General features: G+C 69.1%; 13 protein-coding genes. 7 read left to right on the top strand and 6 right to left on the bottom strand.

Translation table 11 applies throughout. The annotated features are described in order from the left end of the window. Nucleotides 1–37: 37 nt before the first annotated feature. Nucleotides 38–1,174, top strand: a complete 1,137-nt coding sequence (locus tag SB754_RS14625) for a class I SAM-dependent methyltransferase (protein ID WP_410783034.1) — start codon at nucleotides 38–40, stop codon at nucleotides 1,172–1,174. A 3-nt stretch (nucleotides 1,175–1,177) separates the two neighbouring features. Here SB754_RS14625 and SB754_RS14620 read toward each other — a convergent pair whose 3' ends face one another. Then, nucleotides 1,178–2,131, bottom strand: coding sequence for a glycerophosphodiester phosphodiesterase (locus SB754_RS14620; protein ID WP_410783033.1), 954 nt, complete (start codon nucleotides 2,129–2,131; stop codon nucleotides 1,178–1,180). 261 nt (nucleotides 2,132–2,392) lie between these two features. On the opposite strand from SB754_RS14620, the gene SB754_RS14615 reads away from it, so the two are divergent. Next, nucleotides 2,393–3,919 (top strand): APC family permease, encoded by a 1,527-nt coding sequence (locus SB754_RS14615; RefSeq protein WP_410783032.1) that lies wholly within the window; start codon nucleotides 2,393–2,395, stop codon nucleotides 3,917–3,919. 241 nt (nucleotides 3,920–4,160) lie between these two features. On the opposite strand, the gene SB754_RS14610 is transcribed toward SB754_RS14615, so the two are convergent. From SB754_RS14610 to SB754_RS14590, 5 genes are read right to left on the bottom strand one after another with little or no spacing between them, the layout of a single operon-like run. Then, nucleotides 4,161–5,093: a hypothetical protein gene (locus SB754_RS14610; RefSeq protein WP_410783031.1), complete on the bottom strand. Its 933-nt coding sequence runs from the start codon at nucleotides 5,091–5,093 to the stop codon at nucleotides 4,161–4,163. Beyond that, nucleotides 5,090–5,716, bottom strand: a complete 627-nt coding sequence (locus SB754_RS14605) for a MerR family transcriptional regulator (RefSeq protein ID WP_410783030.1) — start codon at nucleotides 5,714–5,716, stop codon at nucleotides 5,090–5,092. The genes SB754_RS14610 and SB754_RS14605 overlap by 4 nt, the downstream gene beginning before the upstream one ends. Before the next feature lie 43 nt (nucleotides 5,717–5,759). Next, the gene (locus SB754_RS14600) at nucleotides 5,760–6,104 is read right to left on the bottom strand and encodes a hypothetical protein (protein WP_410783029.1); all 345 of its coding nucleotides are present in this window, start codon (nucleotides 6,102–6,104) and stop codon (nucleotides 5,760–5,762) included. Between the two features lie 44 nt (nucleotides 6,105–6,148). Next, a complete protein-coding gene (locus tag SB754_RS14595) occupies nucleotides 6,149–6,550 on the bottom strand; it encodes a hypothetical protein (protein ID WP_410783028.1) in 402 nt (133 codons plus the stop codon). 2 nt (nucleotides 6,551–6,552) lie between these two features. Further along, on the bottom strand, nucleotides 6,553–7,218 hold the full coding sequence (locus tag SB754_RS14590; RefSeq protein WP_410783027.1) for a DUF433 domain-containing protein: 666 nt from the start codon (nucleotides 7,216–7,218) through the stop codon (nucleotides 6,553–6,555). 145 nt (nucleotides 7,219–7,363) lie between these two features. On the opposite strand from SB754_RS14590, the gene SB754_RS14585 reads away from it, so the two are divergent. From SB754_RS14585 to SB754_RS14565, 5 genes are all read left to right on the top strand, one after another. After that, on the top strand, nucleotides 7,364–9,517 hold the full coding sequence (locus SB754_RS14585) for an ATP-dependent Clp protease ATP-binding subunit (RefSeq protein ID WP_410783026.1): 2,154 nt from the start codon (nucleotides 7,364–7,366) through the stop codon (nucleotides 9,515–9,517). Between the two features lie 70 nt (nucleotides 9,518–9,587). Then, nucleotides 9,588–10,652 carry a zinc-dependent alcohol dehydrogenase family protein gene (locus SB754_RS14580; RefSeq protein ID WP_410783025.1) on the top strand — a complete coding sequence of 355 codons (1,065 nt, stop codon included), beginning with the start codon at nucleotides 9,588–9,590 and terminating at the stop codon, nucleotides 10,650–10,652. A gap of 139 nt (nucleotides 10,653–10,791) precedes the next feature. Beyond that, nucleotides 10,792–11,382, top strand: a complete 591-nt coding sequence (locus tag SB754_RS14575; protein WP_410783330.1) for a nitroreductase family protein — start codon at nucleotides 10,792–10,794, stop codon at nucleotides 11,380–11,382. Between the two features lie 440 nt (nucleotides 11,383–11,822). Then, nucleotides 11,823–13,379, top strand: coding sequence for a glycosyltransferase family 2 protein (locus SB754_RS14570; protein WP_410783024.1), 1,557 nt, complete (start codon nucleotides 11,823–11,825; stop codon nucleotides 13,377–13,379). Next, nucleotides 13,372–14,859: a glycoside hydrolase family 26 protein gene (locus SB754_RS14565; RefSeq protein WP_410783023.1), complete on the top strand. Its 1,488-nt coding sequence runs from the start codon at nucleotides 13,372–13,374 to the stop codon at nucleotides 14,857–14,859. Before SB754_RS14570 ends, SB754_RS14565 begins: the two co-directional genes overlap by 8 nt. The last annotated feature ends 13 nt before the right edge of the window (nucleotides 14,860–14,872 follow it).

Below are 14,872 nucleotides of genomic sequence, written 5' to 3'. Positions count from 1 at the left end.
GATGCTGCGGGGCGCGCCCTCTGGTTGACTGGAGGGCGTGTCCCCCGCAGCGCCCGGCTTCCCGTACGAGCGGCTGCGCCGACGGCCCGACGTCGAGGCGCCGAACCTGTTCGCGTCCGACGCCGCGGACCGCCTGCTGGCCGACCTGGCCGGTGACGCCGTTCGCGAGCCCGGGCTCGTGGTGATCGGCGACGCGTACGGCGCTCTCACCCTGGCGGCCGCCGCCCGTGGCGCCCGCGACATCCGCGTGCACCAGGATGCGCTGACCGGCGAACGCGCGCTCGACGCCAACGCCGCCTCCCTCGACCTGGCGGGGACGTACGAGCATCGTCCCCTCGATCACGACCTCCTCGCCGGCGCCCGCACCGTGCTGCTGCGGCTACCCCGCGGCCTCGACGCGCTCGCCGAGATCGCCGCGCTGATCGCCGAGCACGCGCGAGCGGATGCGGTGGTCTATGCGGGCGGGATGCTCAAGCACATGACGACCGCCATGAATGACGTGCTGGCGGAGGTCTTCGGCTCGGTGCAGGCGTCCCTGGCCCGTCAGAAGGCCCGGGTGCTGACGGCGCGCGAGCCGCATCCCGCCGCCGCCACCGTGCTCGACCGCTGGCCGGAGCGCTCCTTCGACGCCGAGACGGGCCTCTGGGTCTGCGCGCACGGCGCCGCGTTCGCGGGCACCTCCGTCGACATCGGCACGCGGTTCCTGCTCGGCGTGCTGGGCGACGCCGTCCCTGAGGCCCGCACCGCCATCGACCTCGGTTGCGGCACCGGCCTCCTCGCCTCAGCCCTCGCCGTCGCCCGGACCGACCTGCAGGTCGTCGCGACCGACCAGTCGGCGGCAGCGGTCGCCTCGGCCTCCGCCACGGCGGCCGCGAACGGCGTCGGCGACCGCGTGACGGTCGTGCGCGACGACGGCCTCGCCTCCCGGCCCGGCGGCTCGGCCGACCTGATCGTGCTGAACCCGCCGTTCCACATCGGTGGCGCCGTCCACACCGGCACGGCGCTCCGCCTGTTCGCCGATGCCGGTCGCGTCCTCGCTCCCGGCGGCGAGCTGTGGACCGTCTGGAACTCCCACCTGGGCTACCGCCCCGCCCTCGAACGCTCCGTGGGACCGACCCGGCAGATCGCGCGCAGCGCGAAGTTCACCGTGACGGCCTCACGCAAGCGCGACTGAGAACTAGCCGCGGAGCACTTCCCGGACGCCCGACACCACAAGCCCGGAAGCCCCGAGCCGCAACGACTCGTCGGCCTCCGGCCGCGTCGCGACGATGTGTGCGAGCACCGGTTTGCCGCTGGCCGTCAACGTGCTCCAGGCCTGCTCTCCTCCGTCGACGTCGAGCCCCAGCCAGCTCCACCGGTCCTGGGTCGAGGCGAGCAGCGAGGGAGTCGCCGACAGTTCGGCGCCGTAGTAGTAGCCCCAGGTCTGGAAGCCCCGCGCCTTCGCATCGAGCGGCCACTGAGTCGCCGTGCAGTAGCCCTTGGCGACGAACGTGCCGGTCGGGTTCGTCGTCCTGGCCATCAGAGCGAAGAGCTCCCCGAAATGCTCGACGGGCACCACCTTCGGGTCGACGAAGATCGTGTGCGTGCTGCCGTACGCTTCCACGAGCTCGTCGAAGCGCAGGTACGGCTGCGGGGCCTGGGTCGGGTCGTTCGTCTCCGCGGACGAGATCAGGTGAGTCTGCACCTCCGCCCAGGTGTGATCGGCCGCGACGAAGCCCGAGGTGCCGGAGGTGCGGTCGAGGGTCTCATCGTGGAGGCCGAACCAGACGCCGTCCGACGTGCGGGCGAGCGAGATCTCCAGCGCGTTCACCCCGAGCGCCACGGACTCGCGATACGCGAGCATCGACATCTCGGGCCAGTCGAGGGAGCCGCCGCGGTGGGCGACGGTGAAACCCGGGTGTTTCAGAAGGGAGTCGACCAGGAGCCCCTTCTCCGTCGGCGTGGGAGTAGGCGTGGGCGTGGCCGTAGCCGCGGCTTTCGCACCGCCGTTTTCGAATGCACGGGGGAGCAGCCACGCCCCGCCGCCGGCGATGACGGCCGCGCCGATGACGCCGCCCGCGATCCCTCCGACGAGGGCCCGTCGTGAAATCGGCCGACGGCCTCCAGTCGGGTCCTCGTTGTCGTCGGGCATGGGAAACGATAGGCATCGGGGGAGGCGGCGATCAAGCGACCCGATCGGGGGAGAAGCACATGCACGGACCCCAGCAGCGACTTCTTCGGTTGCGATTGAGAGCATTCACAACGTATTCAGGGGGCTGAGAGCGGGTTCCGCAACTGAATCCGTCGTAACACGCTTGTCACCGTGCCCGGATGTTGCTAACGTCCCTCTATCGCACACCGGCGTTGCGCCCCGACTCCGCCGTACCCGCGACCCTTGCAGCCAGGGAGAGCAATGACGCAGACCAGTTCCCGGCCGGACGCCCCGCAGGACGGCGCCGGACAGACCCCGGGAGAGAACCACCACGAACTGAAGGCCGACGGAGTCAGTGCCGCCGGCTCCATCGTCATGGCCGTGGCGGGGAGTGCACCCGCCTACTCGATTGCGGCCACGACGGCGACGCTCGTCGGTGCGGCCGCACTCGGCGCCCCTGCCGCACTGCTCTGGTGCGGTATCCCGATGCTCGGCATCGCGTGGGCGTTCCTCTACCTCGGGCGGCTCGACGTCAACGCCGGCGCCGCCTACTCCTGGGTCGCGCGGGCCCTCCACCCCATCCTCGGCTTCCTGTCGGGCTGGGCGCTGGTCATCTCCGCGACCATCTTCATGGTGGCGGGCGCGCTGCCGGCCGGCGCGATGACCGTCACCCTGTTCGCTCCGGACCAGGCGAACAACGTCCCGCTCATCACCGGGGTCGGCTCCCTGTGGTTCCTGGTGATGGCGGCGTGCGTGCTGTTCGGCGTCCACGTCACGGCCCGTGCGCAGTGGATCATGTCGGTGATCGAGGTGGGCATCCTCGTCGTGTTCGCCGTGCTGATGATCGTCCGCGCCACGACCTCCACGCACGCAGGTCCCTCGTTCTCGTGGGACTGGCTCGGTTTCCAGCACCTGACCGGTCAGGGCGTCTTCGTCTCCGCCGCGCTCATCGCCGCCTTCTACTTCTGGGGCTGGGATGTCGCGGCCAACCTGAACGAGGAGACCAAGGACGGCCACAAGAACGCCGGGTCCGCCGGAATCATCGGCGTGATCATCGTCTTCCTGCTGTTCGAGATCTTCACGATCGCGACGATGGTCATCCTGCCCGCCAAGACGATCGAGGACAACAGCGCCAACGTGCTGTCGGTGCTCGGCGACGCCGTCTGGCCTGGGATCGGCGGCAAGATCCTGGTGGTCGCCGTCGCCCTGTCGACGATCGCCACGCTGGAGACTACGCTGATCCAGGTGACGCGGACGCTGTTCTCGATGGGCCGCGACCACACCATCCCGAAGATCTTCGGCAGCATCCACCGCCGCTGGCGCACGCCCGCGTTCGCGACGCTGATCGTCGTCGGCGTCTCCGTCATCCTGTTCCTCGGCGCGAACCTGATCGGCAAGACCATCGGCGACATCATGACGAACGCCATCGCGTCCATCGGCATCCAGATCGCGTTCTACTACACGCTGGCGGGTCTCGCGGTGGTGGTGGCCTACCGCCGCGTGCTGATGAAGTCGGTGAAGAACTTCATCCTGATCGGGCTGTGGCCGGCGATCGGCGCCGTCTTCATGGGCGTGATCTTCGTGATGGGGATCGTCCAGAACTTCCAGAACGACGCGATCGTGGTGAACGTGCTCGGCCTCGGGCTGATCGTGCTCGGCATCGTCCCGATCCTGATCTTCTACCGCAAGGCCGGCGAGTACTACAAGCGCCGCCCTCTCGAGCTGCCCGAGGAGCTCGACGCCTCCGCCCCCGCCAACATCGACGACCGGGACCCCGCCGCCCGCTGACCCCTCGGGCCTCCGCCCACCGTCGAGCCTCCGCCCCCGTCGAGCCTCCGCCCACCGTCGAGCCTCCGCCCACCGTCGAGCCTCCGCCCACCGTCGAACCTCCGCCCACCGTCGAGTACACAAAAAGTGCACGCTCCAGGGGTCCTGAGCGTGCACTTTATGTGTACTCGACGGCGGGCGGCTCGCCGACGGGCGACTCGGCGGCGGGCGGCTGGACGGCGGGCGGCTCGCCGACGGGCGGTCAGGCGAGGGAGGGGACGGCGCGGCGCGGGCGGAGGGTGAGGAGGAGGGCGGCGGCGACGAGGCCGGCGAGCACGATCAGGCCGCCCGCCAGGAGGAACGGCCCGGCGGGGTGCACGATCGACTGGCCGGCGAGCGCCTGGGCGGTGACGAGAGCGACCGTCGCCGCGTAGACCGCGGCGGCCAGCACGACGAGCCGCGTGCGCACCCGGTCGTCGGCGAGCACGGACCACCGCCGCCCGAGCCAGCCGAGCAGCACCGCGAAGAGCGGCAGCAACTGCAGCGCATGCATTCCGACGAAGTGCGGGATGCGCAGATCGCCGCCCACTGTGCTCCAGCCGAGGATCGGCAGTCCCGGGCCGCCGTCGGCGAGTCCGACGGTGTGGGCGCCGGCGATCCCGCGGAAGTCCGCGAGCTGGGAGGCCGTCGGCCCGGTCATCAGGTAGGCGAGCCCCATCCCGACCAGGGCGATGACGCCTCCCGCCCGCACCGCCAGTGTTGTGGAGCGGGTGCCGAGCCGCAGGAAGAACACCGCGATCGTGGTGACGAAGGTGGCGACGTAGAGCGTGGTGATCGAGATCGCCATCGTGGCCCATACTGCGCTGGCGAGCGGTGTCGAGACGTTGAAGTGGCTGGTCGTGCCGGCGGCTGCCGCTCCGACGATGAGCACCTGCTCGACGATGAGGGCGACGGCGATCACCGTGCCCGCGGCGTGCGCCACGCGCCGCCAGCGGGGGAGGTGCGCGATCAGCCACGCCCAGGTCACGCTGTAGAGCAGGATCGACAGCGAGAACTTGAGCGGCTTCGCCCACGCGTCGAGACCGGTGATCTGGCGCGGGTCGACGATCAGCCCGATGATGCACACCACGGTGCTCAGCACCATCAGGGCGGCGACCGTCATGAGCGGGCGGTGCCAGGCGAACACGGTCTTCATGATGTTCTTCTTTCGTTGCTGACGACGGCCTGCGCCATGCGGCGCAGGCCGAGGGAGAGGGTGTCGCCGAGCACCGTGCCGACGACCATCAGCTCGGTCATGCGCGAGGCGTCGGGGAGGCCGGCGACGGCGCCGAGGTCGGCCTCCGCCTGCGTGCGCGCGGCTACGGCGTAGCGGTCGAGGTAGTCGTCGGGGAGGGGGAAGCCGGCGTTCGCGAATGCGTCGAGCACCTGCGCGGCGATGTCACGGCCGATGTTGTCGTCGCAGTCGGACCATCCGGCGCGGGCGGCGAGGGCGTCGACCCGCGCCAGTGCCTCCGGCGTCGGCTCCGCGACGTCGGGGACCGCGGACCGGGACAGCGCCTGCTGGGCGACGTCGAACGTGTGCACCAGCGGGGCGTCCGGTTCGTCCAGTGCGGAGAGCACCGTCTTGACGGAGGCGATGGACAGCTTGCCGACTTCGAGCATCGCCCGGATCAGGCGCAGCCTCCGCTCGTGGCTCTCGTCGTAGAGCGTGCGGTTGCCGCCCACGCGCTCCCCGGCAGGGAGCAGTCCCTCCCGGACGTAGTACTTGATCGTCGCGGTCGGGGTTCCGGAGCGTTCGGCGAGTTCGGAGATGAGCACGCGCTGATAGTAACACTACCGGTAGTACCGCTACCAGTAGTTTTCAGAGATCGTCGTTACGGTGCCGAGTGGAGGGCGAGTCCAGCAGCGAGAGGAAGAACAGCAGTGCGAGCAGCGCGAAGATGGCGAGCCCGCACAGCAGGTCGCTCCAGCTGAACGGGATGAGCTCCCCGTCGATCGAGAGGACGAACACGGTCTCCATCACCCCGAAGGCGATGAAGAACAGCCCGAGCAGCACGCGGGTGGCGATGATGTTGCCGCGCCGGTGCACCTCGATGCGCCGGAGTTCGACCATCAGCGTGAGCAGCAGCAGTGGGAGCACCTGCGCGAGCGTGGCCGCGGTGGCGCTGTCGAGCACGACGACGCGCAGGTCGGCCGGATCCACCATGGCGACAGGCTACAGCCGTGCCCACCGTCTCGGTGCAATGGGCGTCACGAGAAATTCAGCCGGATCATCCCTAGCCTGTTGGCGTAGACGGCCTGCACCCAGGGCCCCGTCCGCCGGGCCAAACGGTGAATCGCTTCCTCGTTGTTCAGAAGGTGATCGAGCATCTCGTCTCCGGTGATCTGAGCCGACGCGAGGACGAGCACGCGCGCCTCGGAGTAGTAGATCGCCTGCGCCTCGAGCGGGCGCTTGGCTACATTGCGATCCTTGCAGATCACCACCTTGCCCTCTGCCGAAGCCTCTCGGATCCAGCGGGCGTCCTCGATCCCCTGCGAATGGTCTCGTCCGTAGCGTTCATCCATGGTGGTGATGGACCATCCGCGCGCTCTCAAGCCCTGAGGGACCAGCCTCGATCCCATCCCGCGGTCGAGGAAGAATTCAAGGCTCACTCTTAGGCGGCGAGGACGTTGAGGCGGAAGACGTCCTCGGGCTCGACCCCGTAGTCGTCGGCCACGGCGCGCGGCGATTCGCCGGCCCGCACGCGGCCCAGAACATCGGCCAGCGCGATCCCGCGTCTCTCGAGCGTGGGGCGGCCGCCGTTGATCACCGGCTGAACCGTCACGTCGAGGCCTCGATACTGCGGCAGGTGAAGTTTGGATGCGTAGCCCACGGTGAAGTCGATGTTCTTGAGGTAGTCCTCGACCACCTCGTTGAAGACGGCCTGCCCGTCGCGGACGACGACAAGCCGGCGATCGTGCTCATCCTCGGAGCGGAGAAGGATCTCCGCCCCGTCATGGGCCAGCCGATTGCTCGCGAGCACGTACTCAAGGCCGAACTCGCGCTTCAGGGCGTCGACTGCCGGGCGGATCCGCTGCATCGGAAGCCCCGCCTTGCGGAATGCGTTCAGGACGAACGCCTCAGCCAATCCGAGAAAGGGGACCGTGTATCCCTTGCCTGCGTCCACACCGGAGACGAGCGGCTCGCGGTGATCCCCTCCGGTGCCGTATCCCATCAGCCACCGCTGAACGGTCGACGGCGAGGCGCCCAGGATCTGCGCCACATCCCGCTGGGAGTAGAGCGGCGTGAGGTACTCCTCGGAAGGCAGCTCGGTACTCATGGCTCGATCGTAACGGCGAAGGTCACTCGGATGTCGTAGCTGGCCGCAATGCGTTTTTCCCGCACTCTGCGGGAATTACCCCTCGCTCTAGAAAGTTGAGCTTAGTAGACTCAAGTTTGCCCACAACGAATGGGAAAGGAACCAGATGGCGAACATGCAGGGTGCGCCCTCCACGCAGGAGGAGGCGAAGAGCGCACTGGAACAGTACGGCGTGAACCTCACGGAGATCGCCAAGAGCGGCAAGCTCGACCCGGTCATCGGGCGGGACGCCGAGATCCGGCGCGTCAGCCAGGTGCTGACCCGCCGCACCAAGAACAACCCCGTGCTCATCGGCGAGCCCGGCGTCGGCAAGACCGCGGTCGTCGAAGGCCTCGCCCAGCGCATCGTCGCGGGAGACGTCGCCGACTCGCTCAAGGGGAAGCAGCTGGTCGCACTCGACCTGTCCGCGCTCGTCGCGGGCGCCATGTACCGCGGCCAGTTCGAGGAGCGGCTGAAGGCCGTCCTCAAGGAGATCAACGACGCCGAGGGCCAGATCATCACGTTCGTCGACGAGCTGCACATCCTGATGGGCGCCGGCGGCGGGGAGGGGTCGGTCGCGGCCTCCAACATGCTGAAGCCCATGCTCGCCCGCGGTGAGCTGCGCCTCATCGGCGCCACCACTCTGAACGAGTACCGCGAGTTCATCGAGAAGGACGCCGCCCTCGAGCGCCGCTTCCAGCAGGTGTACGTCGGGGAGCCGTCGGTGGAGGACACCGTCGCGATCCTCCGCGGGCTGAAGGGCCGGTACGAGGCGCACCACGGCGTGACCATCGAGGACTCGGCGCTCGTCGCCGCAGCCTCCCTTTCCAACCGCTACATCACCGCCCGCCAGCTGCCAGACAAGGCCATCGACCTCATCGACGAGGCCGCCTCGCGGCTGAAGATGGAGATCGACTCGGCGCCGGTCGAGATCGACACGCTGCAGCGTCAGGTGGAGCGGATGAAGCTGGAGGAGTTCGCCCTCAAGAAGGAGAAGGACGAGGCCAGCAAGGAGCGCTTGGCGCAGCTGCGCGAGCGGTTGCAGGAGCAGGAGGGCCGGCTGGAGGAGCTGCAGGCCCGGTGGCGCGCCGAGAAGGCGTCGCTGAACCGCGTCGGCGAGCTGCGCTCCCAGCTGGAGGAGGCCAAGACCCGGCGCGATCTCGCGCTACGCGACGGCCGGTACCAGGAGGCCTCCCGCATCGAGTACGAGACCATCCCGTCGATCGAGCGCGAGCTGGCGGAGGCCGAGCAGGCCGAGCATGAGCACCCGCGGATGGTGAACGAGCAGGTCACGGCCGACGACATCGCTGCCGTCGTCGCGGCGTGGACCGGCATCCCGGTCGACCGGCTCACGCAGGGCGAGACCGAAAAGCTGCTCAACCTGGAGCACGAACTGGGTCGTCGCATCATCGGCCAGAAGAAGGCCGTGCAGGCGGTGTCGGATGCCGTCCGGCGAACCCGTGCCGGCATCTCGGACCCCGGGCGCCCGACCGGATCGTTCCTGTTCCTCGGCCCGACGGGCGTCGGCAAGACCGAGCTGGCGAAGGCTCTCGCGGCGTTCCTGTTCGACGACGAGAAGGCCATGGTCCGGATCGACATGAGCGAGTACGGCGAGAAGTTCTCCGTCTCGCGGCTCGTCGGCGCCCCTCCGGGGTACGTGGGCTACGAGCAGGGCGGTCAGCTGACGGAGGCGGTCCGCCGCCGGCCCTACTCGGTGATCCTGCTCGACGAGGTCGAGAAGGCGCACCCCGAGGTGTTCGACGTTCTGCTGCAGGTGCTCGACGACGGTCGCCTGACGGACGGCCAGGGGCGCACGGTCGACTTCCGCAACACGATCCTGGTGCTGACGTCGAACCTCGGCAGCCAGTTCCTGGTCGACCCGACGCTTTCCCCCGCCGAGCGCGAGGAGGCCGTGCTGCAGATGGTGCGGCAGGCCTTCAAGCCGGAGTTCGTGAACCGCCTCGACGACATCGTGGTCTTCTCCGCTCTGACGCAGGAGGAGCTGGGCGAGATCGTCGAACTGGGCATCGACCGGCTGATGCAGCGTCTCACCGAGCGCCGCCTGGAGCTCGCGGTCACTCCGGATGCGCGGGCCTGGCTGGCGGAGCGCGGGTACGACCCGATCTACGGCGCACGGCCGCTGCGGCGGCTGATGCAGCGCGAGATCGAGGACCGGCTCGCGACCGCGCTGCTGGCCGGCGAGATCCGCGACGGCGACCTGGTGCGCGTCGACCTCGACCGCGAGTCGGACCACCTCACGGTGAACGCGGTCCACGAGTAGCGGAGCCCGCAGCGGAGCGAGGGCGTCCTTCCGAGAGGGAGGGCGCCCTCCGTGCGCGTAGGCTCGGAGCATGCGTGCTGCAGTCATCCACGGAGAGCGCGACGTGCGCCTCGAAGACGTCCCCGATCCCGTTCTCTACACCGGCGAGGGGGCGGATGGCCTCGACGCCATCGTCCGCGTGGTCGCCGCCTGCGTCTGCGGCAGCGACTTGTGGCCGTACCGCGGCGTCACCCCGACGAAGGAGCCCCGCAGGATCGGGCACGAGTTCGTCGGCGTGGTGGAGCAGGTCGGCTCGGCCGTCCGCACCATCGCCCCCGGCGACTTCGTGATCGCCCCGTTCTACGACTGCGACATGACGTGCGTGAACTGCCGCAACGGCGTCAGCACCTCCTGTCTGCATGGCGGCTGGTGGGGCGCCGACGACCGCATCGGCGGCTTCGCCGACGGCGGCCAGGGCGAGCGGGTTCGCGTCCCGCATGCGGACGGCTCGCTCGTCGCGACGCCGGAGTACCCGCGCGCCGAGCTCATCCCGAGCCTGCTGACCCTGTCGGATGTGATGGGCACCGGGCACCACGCCGCCGTCTCCGCCGGGGTCACCCGGGGTAGCACCGTCGTGGTCGTGGGGGACGGCGCGGTCGGCCTCTGCGCGGTGCTGGCGTCCGCGCGCCTCGGCGCCTCCCGCATCGTCGCCATGTCGCGGCACGCGTCCCGTCAGGCGCTCGCCCGCGAGTTCGGCGCGACCGACATCGTGGCCGAGCGTGGGGATGCCGGCGTCGCGGCCGTGAAGGAACTCTTCGACGGGATCGGCGCCGACTGCGTGCTGGAGGCCGTCGGAACCAAGGAGTCGATGGACCAGGCGATCCGGTCGGCGCGCCCGGGCGGGACGGTCGGCTATGTCGGCGTGCCCAACGGCGGCCCCGAGCTGCCGGTTCGCCCGCTGTTCCAGAGCAACATCGGTGTGAACGGCGGTGTCGCACCGGTGCGCAACTACGTCGAGGATCTGCTCCAGGATGTCTGGTCCGGCGCGATCGGGCCGGGCAAGGTGTTCGACCTTGAGGTGCCGCTGGACGAGATCGGCGAGGCCTACGCCGCGATGGACGAGCGCCGCGCGATCAAGACGCTGGTCCGTCCCTAGCACGCCGCCAGCGCGGTCTCGGCGGCGACGCGGAGGCGGTGGGAAGCGGCTCGGAATACCTGAGCGACCCATGTGTTTACATGGGTATAGCCAGGCAATGGAGCCGCGTCCCCCGTTCATCCGCATCTCTGGAGCAACCATGTCCATCGCCTCCGACACCATCCGCACCGCCGAGACCTCCGTCCCGCTGCTTCCAGCACTCGCCGAGCGCTGGAGCCCGCGTTCCTTCGACCCCGTCGCCCCGATCGACGAGGACAAGCTGACCGCCGCGCTCGAGGCCGCCCGCTGGTCGCCGTCCGCGGCCAACACGCAGCCGTGGCGCTTCATCGTGGCGCGCCGGGGCTCCGAGGCGTTCGACGCCATCGTGGCCAACCTGATGGGCTTCAACCAGGTGTGGGCCGGCAAGGCGAGCGTCCTGATCGTCGCTGTCGCCGAACTCGTCGACGCGGAGGGCAAGGAGCGCCGCTGGGCGACCTACGACCTCGGCCAGGCGGTCGCGCACCTGAGCGTCCAGGCCCACCACGACGGTCTCCACGTGCACCAGATGGGCGGTTTCGACATCGACGGAGTGCGCAAGGCCTTCGACATCGACAAGAGCTTCGAGCCTGTCTCCGTCACCGCACTGGGCACCGTGGCCGACGCGGACTCGCTGCCGGAGCCGCTGCGCGAGCGCGAGCAGGCGCCGCGCACCCGCCGTCCGCTGGAGGACATCATCGTCGTCAACGACTGACGCGCAACTTTTGCCCGAAGGGGGCGGTCGCCGATCCGGCGGCCGCCCCCTTCGTTGTGTGAACGGCGTGTGACACCGGTGTTAAAGTTCGTCACACTCAGGTCGGGGCCTCCGTCCCCTCGGCCGGGGGACAAGACGTGGGGCGCCCGGGCGTGTCATCGTGAACGTCCTCCTCGAGCGCATTGAAGCCGGAAACCTCCGTTGACCGGGCCTTCCGATGCCCTGCTGCTGACTCACTGCCCGCGTTCCCGGCGGCTGCGTCCGTGTCCGCCTGTCTGCGGACCCCGCTGTGCGAGCCTGCCCTCGACACGCCGGAACCCCTGCGTCGACCCCCTCTTGCGGGCCACTTCGAGCGTCCCGTAGAACTGACTCCACCCGAACCCGATCAGATCCCCAGCGCTGCGGATGCCGCCCAGACCACGCCTGTGAGAGGTCCGCCCGTGTTCATCTTCCTGTTGCAGCTCCGCCACATGCTCGGCGGGCATCCCGAGTTCTATCTCTTCGCCATCTACTCCGCCCTGATCTGGGTCATCTGGATCGTCAAGGTCCTCATGTCCCGGCGCTACCGGGGCTTCACCGGGGAGTTCTCCGGGACGACCAGCGTCGTCGTCCCGGTCGTCGACGAACCGCTCGACCTGTTCCGTGACGTGCTCGGCCGGATGGTCGAGCAGAGGCCCGGCGAGATCATCGTCGTCATCAACGGTGCCCCCAACCCCGAGCTCGCCGAGGTGTGCGAGGAGTTCGCTCCGCTGGTCCGGTGGGTGCACACGCCCATCCCGGGCAAGCGCAACGCGGTCATGATCGGCACCAAGATGTCGACGGGCGAGATCACCGTCCTGGTCGACTCGGACACCATCTGGACCGAGGGCACCCTGGCAGAGCTGGTCAAGCCGTTCGCCGACGAGCGCGTCGGCGGGGTGACCACGAAGCAGCGCATCCTGGAGCCCACACGCAGCTGGATCACCCGCTGGGCGGACTGGCTCGAGAACTCGCGCGCGCTCTACTCGATGCCGGCGCAGAGCGTCGTCGGCCAGATCGGCTGCCTCCCGGGCCGCACCATCGCCTTCCGCCGCTCGATCCTGATGCGCGTCATGGACAAGTTCATGACGGAGAAGTTCCTTGGCGTCTTCCTGGAGGTCTCCGACGACCGCACGCTGACGAACCTCACCCTCAAGGAGGGTTACCGCACGGTCTATCAGCACACCAGCCTGGTGTTCACGGACGCCCCGCTCAAGGTCAAGAAGCTGTTCAAGCAGCAGCTCCGCTGGGCGCGCGGCAGCCAGTACAACACGATGCGCATGCTCCCCTGGATGCTCGGGCACGCTCCACTGCTCGCGTTCTTCTTCGTGATGGACATCCTGCTGCCGTTCATCCTCGCCGGCGTGCTGGGCGGCTGGGTGTACCGGTCGATCACCGGCAACGGCTACAACTTCTACGAGGGCTTCCTGAAGTCGTACGGCATCCAGGGCGGCATCCTGACCGTGGTCGCGCTGATGATCGCCTCGTCGGTGATCAGCATGTCCATCCGCCAGATCCGGCACCTCTCCGAGAAGCCGAGCGACTTCTTCCGCCTCCCGGTCTTCATCATCGTGTCGACGTTCTTCCTGATGCCGATCCGTCTCATCGGGTTCTTCCGGATGGCGCACGCGAGTGGATGGGGCACCCGGGCGGGTGCCTATGCCGGCGGCCCCGGAGAGATCAGCTCGGAGGAGGAGGTCGCGCAGCACGCGTCCGGAGCCGCCGAGCCGTCGCGCTCCGGCCCGTCCGCCCCGGCATCCGCTCTGCCCGACGCCGTCGGCGGCGTCACGACCGCGACCGCACTCGCCACCCGGACTCAGCTCGCCACCCGCGCAGAGGTCAAGGCCGCGGCCGCTGCGGCGCCTGCCGCCGCTCCGGCCGCCGCCAAGCGCACCAAGCGCCGTCTGAACCCCCTCGCCGCCATCCCTTACCTGATCGGTATCGCGATCCTGACCCTGGAGGCTCTCTTCCTTGTCTGACCAGACCGCCCCCTCGCGGGCCGCCGCCTGGTGGTCCCAGTCCAAGTCCCGCTCGCAGGCCACCACGGTCGCGGCGCTCGTCCTCACCGCCGTCCTGGTCGGGATCTCCGCCTACGTCTGGGTGTCCCCGACCGGGGCTCCCCTCCGCAAGGCCGTCGATCAGGCCGCCGAGGCGGTGACGCCGTTCGCCGCCCAGAACGCCGAGCTCAAGCGCAACCTCGACCGCGCCACCGAAACCATCGCGTCGCAGAAGGGCAAGCTCAGCGCGCTGCAGAAGGCGGCCCTCGCCACGCAGGCTTCCGCGGCCAAGCAGCTCGCCGTCGCCCAGCAGAAGGCGTCCGCTGCAGAAGGCCAGCTGGCCAGCATGAAGAGCCAGCTCGCCGCCGCGCAGGCGAAGGGGAGCGGCGGCTCGTCCGCATCCGGCACCACGGCGAGCAGCGGCAGCACGGGCAGCGGCGGCGGCTCGGGTTCCGGCTCGTCCGCCGCCCCGATCACCGCCCCCGCCCGCGCCGATCTGGTGAACCCGGCGAAGCGCTACTACGGCATGTACACCGAACAGGCGCCGTTCAACTGGGCGACCTTCGACGCGACGAGCGCGAAGGTCGGCGTCTCGCCCAACATGGTCGGCTATTTCAGCGGCTGGGATGAGAACTTCCGCGCCAACGCCGTCACCCGGGCCTGGCAGCAGGGGCGGATGCCGCTGATGACGTGGGAGTCGCGCCCCATCGACGCGGGCAACGACTCCACCGACGCACCGGCCTACTCGCTGCCGAACATCATCCGCGGCGACTTCGACGCCTACCTGCACCAGTACGCCAAGGACATCGTGGCGACCGGCCTGCCCCTGGGGATCCGGCTCGACCACGAGATGAACGGCATCTGGTACCCGTGGTCGGAGACCGACGGGCAGGGCAAGTCCATCAACGGGAACAACGTCGGTGACTACGTGACGATGTGGCGGCACGTTCACGACATCTTCCAGCAGGAGGGCGCGAACAACCTGGTGGTGTGGGTGTGGGCTCCGAACATCGTCAACAACCTCCCCGCGTCGCACAAGGCGCCCGGCTACCTGGACGGCCTCTACCCGGGCGACGCCTACGTCGACTGGGTCGGGCTCTCCGGCTACCTGCGCCCTCCCTACAAGTCGGACAACGACTTCAGCTTCGACTACACATTCAAAGCGAGCCTCGACAAGCTCCGGTCGCTGACCAGTAAACCGATCCTCCTCGCCGAGATCGGCGCATCGGAGACGGATGGTCACAAGGCCACCTGGATCACGTCGCTGTTCCAATCCCTCGGCAAGCCGGAGAACGACGACATCATCGGCTTCTCCTGGTTCAACCTCGCGGTGACCAGCTACGTCGAGGGCGAGCGCGCCACGAACGACTGGCGCATCGATTCCCGGGCGGACTCACTGTCCGCCTTCATCACCGGCCTCACCAGACCCGAGGACGACTTCGTCCTCACCCCTGCTCCGTGACCACCAGAAAGGA

The organism is Leifsonia sp. SIMBA_070 (assembly GCF_046534635.1).
In the GTDB taxonomy this organism is placed as follows: Bacteria; Actinomycetota; Actinomycetes; order Actinomycetales; family Microbacteriaceae; genus Leifsonia.
The sequence above is the reverse complement of the archived record's forward strand: the minus strand, read 5'-3'. Positions and strand labels throughout refer to the sequence as shown.

What these genes read in the sequence shown, in the direction of transcription:
- SB754_RS14620 (WP_410783033.1), bottom strand. Translation starts at nt 2,131, where the DNA reads ATGCCCGACGACAACGAGGACCCGACTGGAGGCCGTCGGCCGATTTCA.
- SB754_RS14610 (WP_410783031.1), bottom strand. Translation starts at nt 5,093, where the DNA reads ATGAAGACCGTGTTCGCCTGGCACCGCCCGCTCATGACGGTCGCCGCC.
- SB754_RS14580 (WP_410783025.1), top strand. Translation starts at nt 9,588, where the DNA reads ATGCGTGCTGCAGTCATCCACGGAGAGCGCGACGTGCGCCTCGAAGAC.
- SB754_RS14585 (WP_410783026.1), top strand. Translation starts at nt 7,364, where the DNA reads ATGGCGAACATGCAGGGTGCGCCCTCCACGCAGGAGGAGGCGAAGAGC.
- SB754_RS14590 (WP_410783027.1), bottom strand. Translation starts at nt 7,218, where the DNA reads ATGAGTACCGAGCTGCCTTCCGAGGAGTACCTCACGCCGCTCTACTCC.
- SB754_RS14615 (WP_410783032.1), top strand. Translation starts at nt 2,393, where the DNA reads ATGACGCAGACCAGTTCCCGGCCGGACGCCCCGCAGGACGGCGCCGGA.
- SB754_RS14600 (WP_410783029.1), bottom strand. Translation starts at nt 6,104, where the DNA reads ATGGTGGATCCGGCCGACCTGCGCGTCGTCGTGCTCGACAGCGCCACC.
- SB754_RS14575 (WP_410783330.1), top strand. Translation starts at nt 10,792, where the DNA reads ATGTCCATCGCCTCCGACACCATCCGCACCGCCGAGACCTCCGTCCCG.